We start from the raw sequence: 15,478 nt of genomic DNA on the forward strand, positions 1-15,478 counted from the left end.
ACGTCAGTAGCGAATGGCTTAAAACCGTTCATGCCCTGATGGAGCAGCCCCGTTTTTATAAACTGGCAACCGGTTCGACAGTACCTAACGGTAACGGCAGGTAGACGTGGAACGTAGTGCCGCGATTTAATTCGCTTTCCACCGTTATGGTGCCGCCATGGTTTTCGGCTACCCGTTTGCAGGTGGCCAACCCTATGCCCGAACCGGCAAATTGCTGCTGGCCGTGCAACCGGCTGAAAAGGCCAAACAGTTTGCCGAAATCCTCAGGCGCAATGCCTATCCCCTTGTCCTGTACGCTGACCAGCGCGTATGACAAAGAACGATCGACGCTGGAATAATCCGGAACGGCGTTACCAGGAATCACCTGACCCGAAACGGTTATGTCCGGCCGCTGGCCGGGTCTCGTAAATTTTATGCCATTACTGAGCAGGTTTTGGAACAGTTGCCGTAATTGAATCGGGTCACCCAATACTGGAGGAAGCTGCATGTTTACCGTAACGGTAGCCTGTCGTTCGTTAATGAGTACCTCCAGGTCGTTCTGAATATCGGCCAGCAACTCCTGCATATTAATCAGACTACCCTTGGCAGAAAGGGTCAGGCTAGTCGGGGTTGTGATGCGTGCGTAGGCTAACAAGCCTTTAATGAGCCGGTCCATCCGCTCGGCCGCCAACTGCATTCGCCGAACCAGATCCAGCCCGCTTGGCCCCAGTGTTTCGGCGTAATTGTCGTTCAGGAGATTGCCGAACGATCTGATCTTCCTGAGCGGCTCCTGTAGGTCGTGACTGGCTACGTAGGCAAATTGCTCCAGACTGTGGTTCGATCGCTGAAGATCGTTGTTCATACGCTGAAGCCGTTGCTGCTGGCGGAATTGTTCGGACATATCGCGGTAAACGCACATGGCCATCACCACATCACCCCGTTCGTTACGTACCGGTCCGACGAAACATTCGCAGCGCCACCCGCCCCATTGGTCGCTGAAAGTATTTTGCTGACCCATCAGAGCCGCACTTACGTAGGACTGCCAGTCTTCCCGAAACTCAGGAAGAATGGTATCGGCGATACGTTTGCCCACGACATCGCCGGCTTCCTGGCTGTCAAACAGGCCGGGTAAACTCCCGTTTGCGAACAAAACTTTGTGGAAGTAATTGACTACCACTACGCACATACCCGGCACGGTAGACGACAGCGATTTAAACAGAATGGCTTCGCCCAGCAGGGTGCTGGTTGTGTTCTTCAGGGCCGTTATGTCGGTGAACGACACCACGGCGCTCTGACCGTCGCCGAGGGGTTCAATGCACAGGTCGAACCACTGCTCCTGTTTGGTGCGGCTTATCCGATAAAACAGTTCGCTCCGGTGGGATTCACCCGAGTTAATCACCTCGGCGATATCATCCCAAAGTGTGGTAGGCTGGGTGGGAGGAAAGAGCTCGGCGGCTGTGCGCCCAAGCATGTTGTCGCGTTCCAGCCCTAAAATCTGCTCGGCACGACGATTCGCCAGTCGCACGATGAACGTATCGATGTCGTCTTCTGCATTGCGGACAGCTTCATAAACGAGTATTCCGCTAGCAGACTGGTCCAGGGCTTTCTGCCAGAGGGAGACAGGCGTTTGGACCGCGTGGGCGTTCTTTACATTCATACTGGAACAGTGATCCGGAAGTAACGTTTCTGGATTTGGATAACGACGAATACAAAGTAACAAATCAAAAAGTAGTCTTGTTGTAAAATTTATTGAATTGCCTTTCGGCTAGGACTGAGGGCGTTTCGTACACAGCCCACAGAATTACCAAACTTTCGTATTTTTGTGAAAATAGTTTAGTCTATGTCATCACAAGAGTTATACGACGAAATCCCGTCGCTTGATTTAGCTGATTTTACGTCGGGCGATGCCGGACGGAAAGCCCGATTCGTTCAGGATTTAGGGCGGGCGTTCAATCAGATTGGGTTTGTGGCCATCCGGAATCACGGCCTCACGGCTGAATTAACCAAGAATCTATATGATGCCGCTCAAGCTTTCTTTTCGGCCCCCGATGAGCTAAAACAGAAGTATGAGCATCCGGAGCTGTTTGGTCAGCGTGGCTATATCGGTAAAGGAAAAGAAACGGCTAAAGGCTTTAAAGTCGCTGACCTGAAAGAGTTTTACCACGTTGGTCAGCCCGAACCCGTTGGCGACATGCCCGCTAACGTATTACCCGACGAGTACCCCGAATTTGGCGAAGCTACGCTAACCGCTTACCGGACCCTTGAGAATGCCGGCAAACAGTTGCTTCGGGCCATTGCCCTGTATCTGGACCTGCCCGAACATTACTTCGATGATAAGGTAACCAACGGCGACAGCATCCTGCGGGCGTTGCATTATTTCCCGCTCGATCCGGAAACAACACCGGATGGGGCCGTACGGGCGGCTGCCCATGGCGACATCAACCTGATTACGTTGTTGATGGGAGCCTCGGCCGATGGCCTGGAAGTGCTTCGGCGGGATGGCAAATGGATTGGCATCACGGCCCTGCCTGACCAGGTGGTGGTGAACGTCGGTGACATGCTTGACCGGCTGACGAACCATAAGCTGAAGTCAACGATTCACCAGGTGGTGAACCCGCCCCGTGAGAAAATGAATCAGTCACGGTATTCGATTCCGTTCTTTATGCACCCCCGTGCCGACATGGATCTGAGCTGCCTGGAAAGCTGCATTGACACCGAGCACCCGAAGCTGTACGTCGACATGACCGCCGGTGAGTTTCTGGACGAACGCCTGATGGAGCTAGGCCTCAAAAAAGCTTGATTTGCGGGCTGGTTTAGTGGACTGATGCAGCCGCGGGTTCACTAAACAAGCCAACGCTACGTTTCTCCTTCTCCTTCCTAACCCGCTACATGCTGCCTTATCTACCGACCGTTAAGCCCGTACGTCGAATTCGGTACTTCATCTTTCTGAAAGATGTGCTGATACTGGCATTGACAACGTTCGGTGGGCCGCAGGTACATCTGGCCATGCTATTCGACCGGTTCGTGGAGAAACGGCGGTATCTGACCGAGGGCGAACTGATGGAGCTGAATGCGCTGTGTCAGGTGCTGCCAGGTCCTACGTCTACGCAGACCATCACGGCCGTAGGGTATAAGATCGGCGGGCCCAATCTCGCTTACGTTACGTTGCTCATCTGGGTTTTGCCCGCCGTTTCCATCATGACTGCGGCTGCTATGGGCATTTACTACCTCGAACAGCAGCATCTTACACTTCAATTCGCCCGGTTTATCCAGCCCATGGCGGTTGGTTTTCTGGTGGTTGCCGGTTACCGAATTGGGAAGAAAGTTATTAAGAATCAGATCAGTTTAGCCCTGGCCATTACCGCGGCTCTGGTCGCCTACGTCTTTCGGTCGCCCGTGATGACCCCGATAGTTATTGCCGTTGGCGGACTCACGACGGCGCTCACGTATGAAAAGCAGGAACGCATGGAAAAAAAACCATTGCAGGTTCAATGGGCTAATTTTCTGCTTTGGTTAGGTGTGTTGATTCTGGCGGCTGGGTTAGGGGCCATCACGCAATTGTTACCCGTTCGGCTCTTCGAGAACTTCTACCGGAATGGCAGCCTGGTTTTTGGCGGAGGGCAGGTGCTGACGCCTATGCTATACAACGAGTTCGTAGCCTTTAAGCATTACCTGAACCGGGAGGAGTTTTTGTCGGGTTTGGGCTTAGTGCAGGCCCTACCCGGACCCGTATTCGCGTTTGCTTCGTATATAGGAGCGTTATCAATGCGCGACGCTGGTTTATCCGGCCAGTTCTGGGGCAGCTTCGCGTCTACTGCCGGTATTTTTCTACCGGGCACCTTTCTGATCTTCTTTGTTTACCGCTTCTGGGAGCAACTCAAACGCTACCGGGTTGTGCGGGCATCGCTGGACGGTATCAACGCAGCCAGTACGGGACTTACGGCCGCTGCGGCCATTGCCTTGTTTGAGCCAATGTCTCCTCACTGGCCGTCGGTAGTGGTGGTGCTGGTTACCGTCGTTGTGTTGCTATACACCAAAATACCGCCTTATCTGCTCATTCTGGGCGGGTTGCTGGCAGGTGTGTTCCTGTAACCGCCTGTAACGCGAACAGATTATCGTGGAGGCCAGCCCTGTGTTTGTAACTCCTCAGCGCGATGGTGTGACCGGGCCTTTATCGAGCAGCGTCAACTGATCACCCTGCACAGAAATCCCCGTAACCTCAAGCACACGATCAGCTGCAACAAAGGTGTAGCCTGGCTGATAATTACCCTGACTTATTCGTTTATCAACCGATTGGTCTGTTTCAAGCACGTCAATGCGAGCTAACCGGGTATTATAGGCAAGCCCCGGTACAGTTGTGACCAATATCTGAACAAATCTTCCAAACAAAGACGTAGTAGTCTGCCGGTATTCGTGCGCCAGTAGCGACAGGTGAAACCGATTTTGGTCTGGAGTTGGGTATATCCAGCCAGTATTGTAGGGAGCACATTTCAGCGATACCATCCGCTGTCCCCTGTAAGGGAAATGATCTGGTGTGGCCTGTGAGCAGACAAACGGATCTCTAAAGAAAAATAGTTTGGAATATGAAAGCTCAGGTAAGTGACAGAAAGTATGAAATAAACTCTAAATAGATAATGCCGATCGATTTATACTATTGAGTAATGAAGTATGGTAAGTAATTCTGCACCAACAACCATGCCGCAGCGCGTCACCCGGATCGATAAGCGAGCGAACATCACCCGTGACGAACTGATTGCCGAATATATTAAGCCGGGTATACCGGTTGTGCTGACAGATGCCACCCAGGGTTGGAAGGCGATGGGGAAGATTACCCCCGAGTTCTTTAAAACCCACTACGGTCATCTGACAAAGCAACTGAAAGGAACGACCTACACGCTGGCTGAGTACGTAGACCTTATGCTGGCTTCTACGCCCGAAAACCCCGCTCCCTATCCGTTTAGCTTTAACGTCGGCCAAACGTGCCCTGAATTATTTGAGGATATAAAGCCCGAAGTCGTGTATGGGAAGTCCGACCGGATCAAGCACCCGTTGCTGCCGAAGTTCATGCTGCATGGGACCGAGACGTATGAATTCTTTTTGGGTGGAAACGGCGCTAATTTCCCCGTTCTGCACGTCGATGCCTTGTTTTTACATACGCAGATTACCCAACTTTACGGAGCGAAAGAGTTTATCTTTTACCCGCCCGATCAGGACGAATACATGTATCCCAGCGCGGAGAATCCCAAGATTTCACAGGTAGATGTGTTCAACCCCGACTACGGGAAACACCCTTTGTTCAGGAAAGCAACTCCAATTACGATTATGGTCGAAGAAGGGGAAACGGTTCTGTTTCCCACCCGATGGTGGCATACAACCCGCATCCATGAGCCGTGTATTTCACTCGGTCGCGTTCACCTGAATGCCTATAACTGGGCCGATTTTGCGCGGGATAACTATAGTCACTGGAAAAAACAGTACCCCGCTATTGCACTACCTGCGTTTCTTTACGCCAAGACGTTAGGGTATGTGATGGATATACAGGAAACGTTTAGCTAAACGTCCTGCTCTGGGTAAGTGGCTGTTCCATTAAAAAACCCGGTTAGGTCAACGATCTAACCGGGTTTTTTATGCTACGTATTAAGCATATTGTACACGTCCTCGCGAATGAATGTGCGCTTCATTGCTTCTGTGGAATGGACCAGGACGTAGCCCGCTCTCTTTAGTTTATCGCAGGCGTTTTTAATGCGGAAGTGGAAGAGTTTGTCGGTAGCATTGTGAACCTCGTCGAACTCGACCAGGATCACTTTAATATCGAGTTTGTCTTCTACGATTGTATCGATAACCGTATACTCCGCCCCTTCGATTTCGATCTTAACCAAATCCAGAGCCGCGTGATCAAGCATGCTCATCAGGTTGCTCAGCCGATCTACGGGGGCTTCAATGTATTCGCCCGATTCTTTGAAGAGATAGACCGAATGTGACGGGTAATCGTCGCGGGTTGGGGCGTAAAATTTGAGTGTCGTCTGGCTGTCCCATACCCCAATATCTACGAACCGGATCGAATCAAGCTGCTCCTGAGTGATCCGATACGTAAACGGATCGTTGACATGAATCGTCAGTGGCTGATTTCTGCTCGTATACTCGTTCAGTTTCTCAAAGTGAAGTATACCTTCCGGCATCGGGTCAAAAATAAAGACCTGCGCATCAAAGAGCACTTTAAGCTCGGTATCGAACGAAATGTCCTCGCCCGCGCCGATGCAGTAGCAAACCGAATTGCTGTTTAAAAAATTGGCGGGTACGTAATACCCATGATAAGTCGAGCCGACATGCAGGATGTTACGTAGAGGTTTTAAGCCTTGAGTGGGGTGAATTCCGATTACTTTCTTAGCAAGATCAATCACGTTAGTCATTATTCAGGTTACTTACTTTGTACATAGTACGTAGTGAATATCCTAATGGTCACTATCATGTGAAAATATCTTCACATACTTACCCTAAACATTTGTTTATCGGCTAGATAGCGGGGTTTTATTGTGAAAAATTCTGATAAGTATCGACTCTCAGAGGGGTTTCTGATGGACAAGCGTACCCATCTGTATAAACGGCGCCTGGCTACTTCCCGATTTCACAGACATAAAACAGCCTGACGAGCAGGACCCATCAGGCTGTTAACGCAATCACTATGTAAAAGGGGGTTATCTACAGTTCATCCGATAAAAATTTGCGGATGGTCTGGTGAGGCCGCAATGGCTGGGTTTTACCGTTGGCAGGCGGTGTGCCATTCGTGCGCTCGGTCGGGCGGCTACCATTGGTGCGATTGCTATTCTGGAGCGTAAGCATCTCTTTGCGTAGCTGTTGCTGCTCGTCGTCCGACAGGACAGTACGTGTTGCTTCGCCCTGGCCATAGCCATCGTTGAAATTACTGATGCGGCTGTCGGTTTGAGCCAGCTTTAACTCGGCCAGCAACTCATTCAACTCCGCCTGTATAGTTCGGCGCTGCTCACGTAGCTCATCGAGAGCGGGCAGCAGGTCGAGGTTATGCTGCAATACGTTCTGGCGGATGCGTTGTTCGGCGAGCTGGGCTTCGAGGGGCGCCAGCTCTTTGTCTACACGCTTGAGCCGACGACGTAACTTCCAGAGTTTCACGTCGGCCTGTAACCATCGGAACCAGTACGCAGACAGCACAGGAAGCGCGATGCCCAGACACACAGCTCCGGCCAGGGCGAACAAAATGCCGCTAAGCACGAACGACAGTAAGGCCCAGGGGCTATTCACCAGAGCCAGATTAAGTTCGCTCGACTCACTGAGTTGTTTCTCAATCTTATTGACTATCGACGGGCTAAGCGTTTGCGTAGCGGCTGTTGGATCGGTATTCAACTGAAGCTGCCGGACCGATTTGTTAATGGCTGCTTTTAGCTGATCGGTGCGATACGCTTCGTACCGAAACCAGCCCAAAACGGCCAAGGTGAGCACCGAGAATACCGCCAGGGCAATCTTGAATCGCTCGTATTTGGTGCGGTTCTGCTCGGGGTTTTCCTGATAAGGCTTCTCGATCAACCGGTCATACGCGGGTTTCAGCAGAATCGACACCATCGCCAAACCGACCGCAAAGGCCCAGGCTTCATTGGTATTTCGGATGTTCAGGGCGTAGGCAACAATTTCGTGCGAAATGATCAGATCACCCGCCAGAAAAGAAATGCCGGCAACCAGGAACAGAAGTCCTGCCACCAGCGAATAGTCCGGAGCCGCTTTCGTCCGGCGCTCCCGCAGATTATCACGGTCCGCTTGTAAGGCTTGCCGCTCGGCTTCACGGTATTTGACCTGCTTATCCAGGCGCTCGACCTGGAGGCTATGGTTCTGCAAATCGGCATACGCGCTGCGGTTGGCTTCCGTCGACTCCGCAAGCTGCCGCTCCGTATTGGTCAGTTCAGTCCGTTTTTCGTTGATTCGGTCAGTCAGCCAGTCCGTATTTACCTGACTGGACAGATAGCCCTCGTATGTTTCCCGATTGACTCCTTCGACGCCACTGGTGTAGCCATGCTGGAAGTCTGGATTATTGGTTGGTTCCATGCCGTTAGTTTAACGTTATAGAGTCATAGCTGGTCAACTGACCTTAGTCAGCAGCCCGTAGCGTTTGTTCAGATTGTATGCGACTCTGTAACTGTGTACCTACATAACGTTATAACTCTGTAGTACTTCGGTTCGCTGCGATTCGGAAAGGCGGTCGCGCAGGCTTCGGGCAAGTTCGAACTCGCTCAGAAATAAGCTAACAAGTCTGTCCCGCTGTGCGTTCATTTGTGCTAAATCGGCGTCGGTCTGGCTTAGAGCGGTTGCAATTGGCCAAAGCTGAGTCCGCATAAGGTTGATTTCCTGCTGTAGCTGGTCAGCCTGCCCTTCCCAGACCGGAATTAAGTGCTGTTTATCGCTTAGAAGTTGCTGATTCGCCCGGATACTGGCGAGGTCATGGCGCAGAGTTGTCAGCGTACTGAGCAAAAGTTTTCCCGCGAGCAAAAACAGGAAAAAGATAAAGATAAATAAGGCGAAAGCCTGCCAGACCGACTGGGTCTGTATCGCCTGAACCAGCACAAACACCGATGCTGCCAGCGGTAATCCAATCTCTTCGAGAAGTCTTCGCCCCGACAGCTTAGACCCCTCTTCGTAAAAAAATGATTGCCGCCCGAACAAGCTAAACATACCGGCCAGGTACACGCCCACCGCCACCCAGCGATTCGGAAAAGCGGGTTGCAACGTATTGTCGACCAGAAAGAAAGTACCTACGCTCATAACAACAGATAGGCCCAGGCTGATCAGGGTACGTATCAGATTATCCCGAACGGGCTTGCAGTCGCGTAGGTCGCTGATGCGGGTAAGTAGGTCAGTACGGCTGGCTTTGCGTTGGGCGATAAGCGAATTAACGTCGTTGATACGTTCGGAACACTGATCCCGAAAGGCCTCAAGAGGAGCCGTTTGCTGAGAAAAATAAGCCGTTATCTCGGCGATTTTCTGGTCGGGCTGCGCGTCGGTTAAGCCGAATAAGACGCCTTCATCACGCAGTAACTTTTCATCAGCTAACCAGTCGGGCGACTGATGTGCTGCCTGATGCGTAGTGGATTCTGCGAGTACCGGTAGCGGTGGAGTGGGGATTGGTGAAGGCAAAGGGATTGACCTAGGCCCTGGCGCTACAGGATTGGCAACCGCAGCTACTGGGGCAGACGAGGAGGCAGTTGATAAAAAAAGGCGTTTGAAAATCGTCATGTATGAAACCGGCTACCAGACCAGTCGGATTAGCGTACACAGAAAACGCCCTTAAATACGCGAATAGTACCCCAAAGAAGCAAATCTTAGTCAGAAGTTGGAAGCGATGGCGACTGAATGGCGGGGAGTGCCAGCCATCTGAACAGAAACCAAAGTCCCGCCATTAGCCCAGCGTACAGCACACTAAGACCGGGACTAAAGTAGACAATCGCTACTAATCAGATAAGGGGTAAGACTAACGCTATGAGCGGAACCGCCGGATAAAAAGGCGTTAGAAAGGGCCGGTTCAGGCCAGGTTCCGTTCGGCGAAGGCGAAACAGGCTGAGTACACTACTGATATACATAACCAAGGGCCCCGATAACCGACAGCGTAATGATTTCGCCGGTTGTTCCCAAAAATAAAGCCGCCAGGCCAATAAGACCGCCCACGAGCAGCGACCAGTGGAGCGTACGAAACCGCTGGTTCACATCGGCCAGGAACCGCGGTAAGCAACCCGTTCGGGCCAGCGCAAACAGCTGGTGGGAATGCCCGAGCGTGTTGGCATGAAACGACGCAATAAGACCGAATAAATCTAATCCAGCAAAGACTTTCGCCCAGGAATTTTGTCGCCCAAGTACGATAGCCAGAGGGGATAATCCAACTGGCACAACTGACGCCAATCGCCGGAGCCAGCGCACAGCAGCATCGTACCGATACTCAGCAGATAACCTCGTGGAATGGTTTTTCGGGGATCACGGACCTCCTCGGAAACCATCGCTACGCCTTCAATGGCCAGATAAAACCAAATGGCGAAGGGCAAAGCCGCAAATACGCCCGCTACGCCAAACGATTCGTTGTGCGCCAGTACGTTCTCGGTTTTATAGGCTGTTGCCACCAAGGCCATAAACACGAGCAGTTCTACGACCGAAAGGACGGTAATGATCACGGAGAAGTTTGCCGATTCGCGCACGCCCAGAATATTGACACCGATGAAAATCACATACGAGACTACCCCCACGCCCAGCACAGACAGCGCTGGATTCAGAAAGTGGGCATAAGCCCCGAGAGCGGCTGCATGGCGGGTGGAGCCATTAAAAAGTCGACCAACGTAGCAAAACCGGCGATAGATCCGCCGGTAGGGCCAAAAGTCCGAAGCGCGTAGGCAAACGGGCCGCCAGCGTCAGGAATGGCTGTGGTCAATTCGGTGTAGCTGAAGATGAATGCCAGATAAAGCACCCTAACGAGCAGGGTCGCGATGAGAAAGCCAATTGTGCCAGCCACGGCCCAGCCGTAGTTCCAGCCGAAATACTCACTCGAAATGACCATGCCGACGGCAATCGCCCACAACTGCGTGGTGGAGATTACCTTCCGTAAGCCGGATGGAGCCTACTCCGCCGGAGCCTGACCACTCGCAGAAGGCAAAGGAGAACCGTCGGCGGAATCAGGCATAGAAAATCACTACAAATCAGCGGATTAACGTCAGCCTATCGGCGCAGGAATACGCGCTGAAGAGCCGCCCAAAGCCGTTTCTTTAAATTCTGATCGGCTTCGATGGTAGGCAGTGAATCGGCCATCAGGAACGTAATGCCTTCGAAACGAACGGGCGAATACCGGTCCATCATAATATCGAGGTTGATGCGCTCAAACGGCACTCCGAACGTAATGAAGTGGTTGATGTATTTGCCCCGCAGAAGTTCGGCGAAGTTGAGGTCGTGTGCCCCGTGCAGATTTAACAAATCGACCCCGTCAACATTCAGGTTAACCGCCTTCAGGATCTTCTCCAGAAACAGCAGGTTGCTCGGGTCCAGGGCTTCGTCGGCGAGCAGCAACACTTTATGGTTCAACTGCGGGAAGCGTGGCTGCTGTTGAACGGGCGGAAGAATAGAAGGGGTTGTGGCACGCGGAACGGGTTGGGGTAAGGGCTCAGGAGTCGGAATAATTACTCTTGGCTCGGGTACAACAGGCGTTGCCAGCGGGGGAGCCGGTGTATCGACCAGCGGGGTGTTATCCCGCTCGTTGGTAACCAGGCCATTGGATAAGGCATCCAGCTCTTTGAAGAGATCAGGCGTTTCGGTCTGCTCAGCTTCGTCCATGCGGGGCGCCAACTCTTCGGTGACACCCGTAGCACCTGCCCATACGTCGTTCTCCAGCCGGAATAGCTGATCCGCCTGGTAAAACGCCTGATAAAAATTCTTTATAGACATAAGACTAACGGCTGGGGCTTAACGGATACCATTTTACTGCTTTGAGGGGCTCCCGTCGCCCGTCGAATTGCTGGTCCAGCGGACCGTAATATTTAACTAAGTAGTTTAGGATGGTAGGTTCTGAATCGCCTAAATCCCAGAGCTTCTGCGTTCGCTGCATCCACCGGATTCGCTCAATCCACTTCTCCCGCGAAAAATGACTTTGCAGAATCAGCTTGCTCGAATGACAGGCCGTACACTGGGCTTTCACCAGCATCAGGTGTTCGTCGACGGCAAGGCCGGTCTCGGCGTCGGTTTTCAGCGAATCGGCAGCTTGGCTGGTTGCCAATGGGTGTGTTCCGTCAGGCCGTCGCTCTGTCCGGGAGAGCGACGTATTAACTTGGTCGGAGACCTGCGAACGAACATGCTCCTTGGTTGCGGTTAACGTAGTAGCGGCTACCGATGCCCAGGCGGCAACAGCCAGCCCCAAAACGATACGTTTGCTGATTGTCATCCTTTGGCTCCTTTCGTCTGACCGCCCATTTTCACTGCGATCCGGTGACAGGCGTTGTTGCAATACCCTTCGGGGTTCCACTGAGGCATAACCATTGGCTGCGATACGCCCGCATCATCCGTTGCCCGCGCCCATATTTCGTAGTAACCCGCCTGCGGAAGTTTGACCGTAGCCGACCAATGCTGCCAGGCAAGCCGGTTTTTGGGTGGTTTTAGCTCTGCTTTTTGCCAGGTGGCGCCAAAATCAGTCGATACGTGCAGTTCACGCACTGCACGGTCGCCAGCCCAGGCATGACCACGTACCGTCAGTGGTTGACCAGGAGTAAGGAGCGCTCCCGTTTTCGGGAACGTAATGAGCGATTTAACCGGCATCGACTCAATAATCCGGAACTGATCTTCGGGTGGGTCAACGCCTGGTTCGACCGGGTTTATGGGCACTCTATAGCTCTTCCCCGTCATTTTGGCCCCGTCGTGTACTTTGTTACGTACGGCGATGGTATGCAGCCACTTCCCCGATACCGAAGCTGGCCAACCACCGACGACCAGACGTAACGGAGCGCCGTGTACGAGCGGAATATCCTGGCCGTTCATCGCCCAGGCTACCAACGTTTCGTCTTCCAGCGCCTTTCGCATGGGCACGCCCCGCGAGATAACGGGTTTCGCCGGGTCGAGACTTACGTGCAGGTCTTTGCCGTAATAGCCAATGTACACGGCATCACTATTTACGCCAACATCGGCCAGGATGTCTTTCAGACGAACGCCGGTCCATTCTGCGCAGCCTACGGCACCGTCGGTCCACTGGTTGCCCGATGTTTTGGGGAAATAGCCTGCCCGGCCGTTGCCCGCACATTCCAGCGTCAACTGATACGTGTAGGTCTTAAACTTCTTCTTAAGCTCGCTCAGGGTATACGTCTTCGGTTTTTTTACCGACTCTCCATTGATGGTCAGCGTCCAGTTCGCTACGTCGATTGTTTCGGGAGCCAGCCCGTTGTTGCGGATAAATAGTTTATGGGCCGGGGTAATGGCATCATCTAACAAATGAGCGGGAGCCTCTACGTTCCAGGGTTTGTCGCTCAGCACGACCATCTCCTTACTCTTGCCCGCCAGCGGGTTGGCATCAAAGACCAGCGGTATGTACTGTCGGGGGAGCTGATCCGCGAAAACAATGTCAGTGCCGAGTAAAGTGGTCAGCGTTGCCAGCGAACTCTTTTTGAGGAAGCCCCGGCGGTCGAATAAGCGATCCGATGAACCTGAAGATGTCATGGGTTGTGCGTAAATTCCGATTGTAATTCTCAAAAATACGCAAAAAAAGACAGCCCTGCTCAGAGGAGACAGGGCTGATTAAGCAGAAAAGACTTTCGGTAACTAGGAATCAACTTCCTGCCGGGTCGAAATTTTCAACGTATCGTAGAGCCAGCAGTAGCCGGTAACACAGCTTACAAACAGCACCGCTGCCATCGCCAGCATGAGATAGGAAAAGGGGCTGGAGACCAAGCCTAATAGACAGGGGATAACGAAATCGAGGATAAGTAAGGCCCTGATGACCAAATCAACCCGACCAATGTTTTTTGCGAAGTTCATAGATTAAGAATAAAGTTACGATAGGTACGAGGTAAATATAAAAAGTTTACAAGTAGTTACTGCAAATACTGTGCAAAAGCCATAAAAAAAGCCCTGTTAAGCAGGGCTTTTTTACATAAAATATACTAAACGGACACGTAACAGGCGTCTAATCAGACCATACCAACAGCTTGCCGGTAAATGATTGCCTCCCGATCAGGGCTGGTCGAGATGAAACTAATCGGCAGTCCCAGCGCATCTTCCAGAAAATGAACGTAGGTCGCCAGTTCAGCAGGCATTTCATCAAACGCGTGCACATCGGCCAGGCTGGTTTGCCAGCCGCTAAAGGATTTGTAAATCGGCTCCACCGTCGTATCGCACAGGTCGTACGGGAGCGATTCGGTGATGGTGCCATCGGGCAATTTATAGTGCGTGCAGATCTTGATCTCGTCGAAAATGTTTAGCACGTCGACTTTCATCATCACCAGTTGCGTCACCCCATTGATCATAATGGCGTATTTCAGGGCGGGCAGATCGAGCCAGCCACAGCGACGCGGGCGACCGGTTGTGGCCCCAAATTCCCGGCCTTCCTGCCGAATCCGTTCGCCAGTTTCGTCCGACAATTCCGTCGGGAAAGGGCCGCTGCCAACGCGGGTGCAGTACGCTTTGAAAATACCGAACACTTCGCCAATCTGGCGGGGTGCAATGCCTAAACCCGTGCAGGCACCGGCCGTCATTGTATTCGAGGACGTAACGAACGGATACGAACCAAAGTCTATGTCGAGTAACGATCCCTGAGCACCTTCCGCCAAAACTTTCTTTCCGCTTGTCAGTGCATTATTTACCACGTATTCGCTGTCGGTAAGCTGGAATTGCTTCATGAACTCGACTGCCGCAAAGAATTCTTCTTCGGCCTGCGGCAACACCGCAGCGTAATCAAACCCATTCTGTTCCAGGATCACCTTGTGCGTATTGACCAGCTTTTGGTATTTAGCCGGAAAATTTGGCGACAGAATATCGCCCACACGCAGCCCCATGCGGGCTACCTTATCCTGGTACGTCGGACCAATACCCCGTAAGGTTGAGCCGATTTTCGATTCGCCTTTCGCCTGTTCGTAGGCCGCATCCAGCAGCCGATGGGTCGGTAGGATGATCGAAGCTTTTTTGGAGATCTCCAGGTTTGTGGTTAGGTCGAGGTTGAATTTCGCCAGCCCGTCGATTTCCCGTTTAAAGACGATCGGGTCCAGCACAACACCGTTGCCGATGATATTCAGAATATCGGCCCGAAAGATTCCCGACGGAATCTGGTGCAGCACGTGCTTAAAGCCGTCGAACTCAAGGGTGTGTCCGGCATTGGGCCCACCCTGAAACCGAGCAACAACCTGGTACTGGGGAGCCAGCACGTCTACAATTTTACCTTTTCCTTCATCGCCCCATTGGAGGCCTAATAAAACATCTACCATTCTGATCGGACCGCTGCTGCGGTTTTGATTAAGCTAATTCATTAAGGATACGGACATCAGACGGCATGGGCTGAATATCCCGAAATGTAAACGCCAGTGGGCCTGATCCGTGGGTGTTCAGGTACTCAAGCCGTTGGCGGGCTTCCTCCACCGTTGGAACATGCCCAACCGGAATCCACCACAGCACGGTCAGTAGCCGATCTGGCTTCTCAAACCACTTCCGGCGGTCTTTCATGACCACCGTATGCATACTTTTGAATACGAATGCCTGCAAGGTCTCGGGCGAACTCCAGACCGACATATTGACAATAATACGGTCATCATCAAACGGATTGATGTCCGTTGCATTATTGCCCTCACCCGTGAGCCGCCAGATAAACCCCTCACTCTGCTCGGCTAACTCATTAATTGTATTGAGCTGTGCTACAAACTCCGCCATAATTGGATGGCTGATGTCGGGAGCGAGCATCTTGGAAACGTTTAATTGAGCAAGGTGCATACGAGTTACAGATGATCTATTCGTCTGGCTGTGCCGGACGTAATAC

The 15,478-nt window shown here is 52.2% G+C and carries 17 protein-coding genes; 3 read left to right on the forward strand and 14 right to left on the reverse strand.

What is annotated here, in order from left to right; genetic code table 11:
* Nucleotides 1–55: 55 nt before the first annotated feature.
* Nucleotides 56–1,636 carry a PAS domain-containing sensor histidine kinase gene (locus tag ACYVBJ_RS08525; protein ID WP_460981864.1) on the reverse strand — a complete coding sequence of 527 codons (1,581 nt, stop codon included), beginning with the start codon at nucleotides 1,634–1,636 and terminating at the stop codon, nucleotides 56–58.
* A gap of 183 nt (nucleotides 1,637–1,819) precedes the next feature.
* Here ACYVBJ_RS08525 and ACYVBJ_RS08530 point away from each other — a divergent pair, with 183 nt between their 5' ends.
* Together ACYVBJ_RS08530 and chrA are read left to right on the forward strand one after the other, a co-directional pair.
* The gene (locus ACYVBJ_RS08530; RefSeq protein ID WP_460981865.1) at nucleotides 1,820–2,779 is read left to right on the forward strand and encodes an isopenicillin N synthase family dioxygenase; all 960 of its coding nucleotides are present in this window, start codon (nucleotides 1,820–1,822) and stop codon (nucleotides 2,777–2,779) included.
* A gap of 89 nt (nucleotides 2,780–2,868) precedes the next feature.
* On the forward strand, nucleotides 2,869–4,071 hold the full coding sequence (chrA, locus tag ACYVBJ_RS08535; RefSeq protein ID WP_460981866.1) for a chromate efflux transporter: 1,203 nt from the start codon (nucleotides 2,869–2,871) through the stop codon (nucleotides 4,069–4,071).
* A gap of 54 nt (nucleotides 4,072–4,125) precedes the next feature.
* Here chrA and ACYVBJ_RS08540 read toward each other — a convergent pair whose 3' ends face one another.
* On the reverse strand, nucleotides 4,126–4,482 hold the full coding sequence (locus ACYVBJ_RS08540; protein WP_460981867.1) for a hypothetical protein: 357 nt from the start codon (nucleotides 4,480–4,482) through the stop codon (nucleotides 4,126–4,128).
* Between the two features lie 192 nt (nucleotides 4,483–4,674).
* Between ACYVBJ_RS08540 and ACYVBJ_RS08545 the strand changes: the two genes are divergently transcribed.
* Nucleotides 4,675–5,535, forward strand: coding sequence for a cupin-like domain-containing protein (locus tag ACYVBJ_RS08545; RefSeq protein WP_460981868.1), 861 nt, complete (start codon nucleotides 4,675–4,677; stop codon nucleotides 5,533–5,535).
* Between the two features lie 74 nt (nucleotides 5,536–5,609).
* Here the strand turns inward: ACYVBJ_RS08545 and ACYVBJ_RS08550 are convergent, their stop codons facing one another.
* From ACYVBJ_RS08550 to ACYVBJ_RS08605, 12 genes are all read right to left on the reverse strand, one after another.
* A complete protein-coding gene (locus ACYVBJ_RS08550) occupies nucleotides 5,610–6,389 on the reverse strand; it encodes an FkbM family methyltransferase (RefSeq protein ID WP_460981869.1) in 780 nt (259 codons plus the stop codon).
* 289 nt (nucleotides 6,390–6,678) lie between these two features.
* A complete protein-coding gene (locus ACYVBJ_RS08555; protein WP_460981870.1) occupies nucleotides 6,679–8,049 on the reverse strand; it encodes an AAA family ATPase in 1,371 nt (456 codons plus the stop codon).
* Nucleotides 8,050–8,148: 99 nt separating this feature from the next.
* Nucleotides 8,149–9,135, reverse strand: a complete 987-nt coding sequence (locus tag ACYVBJ_RS08560) for a hypothetical protein (protein WP_460981871.1) — start codon at nucleotides 9,133–9,135, stop codon at nucleotides 8,149–8,151.
* A 429-nt stretch (nucleotides 9,136–9,564) separates the two neighbouring features.
* A complete protein-coding gene (locus tag ACYVBJ_RS08565; protein WP_460981872.1) occupies nucleotides 9,565–9,702 on the reverse strand; it encodes a hypothetical protein in 138 nt (45 codons plus the stop codon).
* 104 nt (nucleotides 9,703–9,806) lie between these two features.
* Nucleotides 9,807–10,241: an amino acid permease gene (locus ACYVBJ_RS08570; protein ID WP_460981873.1), complete on the reverse strand. Its 435-nt coding sequence runs from the start codon at nucleotides 10,239–10,241 to the stop codon at nucleotides 9,807–9,809.
* Nucleotides 10,242–10,255: 14 nt separating this feature from the next.
* On the reverse strand, nucleotides 10,256–10,561 hold the full coding sequence (locus ACYVBJ_RS08575; RefSeq protein ID WP_460981874.1) for a hypothetical protein: 306 nt from the start codon (nucleotides 10,559–10,561) through the stop codon (nucleotides 10,256–10,258).
* A 137-nt stretch (nucleotides 10,562–10,698) separates the two neighbouring features.
* Nucleotides 10,699–11,418, reverse strand: coding sequence for a hypothetical protein (locus ACYVBJ_RS08580; RefSeq protein WP_460981875.1), 720 nt, complete (start codon nucleotides 11,416–11,418; stop codon nucleotides 10,699–10,701).
* 4 nt (nucleotides 11,419–11,422) lie between these two features.
* Entirely contained in the window at nucleotides 11,423–11,911 is a 489-nt protein-coding gene (locus ACYVBJ_RS08585; protein ID WP_460981876.1) for a hypothetical protein, read from the reverse strand.
* Complete coding sequence (locus tag ACYVBJ_RS08590) at nucleotides 11,908–13,173, reverse strand: sulfite oxidase (RefSeq protein WP_460981877.1); 1,266 nt, start codon at nucleotides 13,171–13,173, stop codon at nucleotides 11,908–11,910. Before ACYVBJ_RS08590 ends, ACYVBJ_RS08585 begins: the two co-directional genes overlap by 4 nt.
* 102 nt (nucleotides 13,174–13,275) lie before the next feature.
* Nucleotides 13,276–13,491 (reverse strand): YgaP family membrane protein, encoded by a 216-nt coding sequence (locus tag ACYVBJ_RS08595; protein ID WP_460981878.1) that lies wholly within the window; start codon nucleotides 13,489–13,491, stop codon nucleotides 13,276–13,278.
* 152 nt (nucleotides 13,492–13,643) lie between these two features.
* Nucleotides 13,644–14,933, reverse strand: a complete 1,290-nt coding sequence (locus ACYVBJ_RS08600) for an adenylosuccinate synthase (RefSeq protein WP_460981879.1) — start codon at nucleotides 14,931–14,933, stop codon at nucleotides 13,644–13,646.
* Between the two features lie 28 nt (nucleotides 14,934–14,961).
* The gene (locus tag ACYVBJ_RS08605) at nucleotides 14,962–15,432 is read right to left on the reverse strand and encodes a DUF3291 domain-containing protein (protein ID WP_460981880.1); all 471 of its coding nucleotides are present in this window, start codon (nucleotides 15,430–15,432) and stop codon (nucleotides 14,962–14,964) included.
* Nucleotides 15,433–15,478 lie beyond the last annotated feature (46 nt).

Source organism: Spirosoma fluminis, from assembly GCF_054778895.1.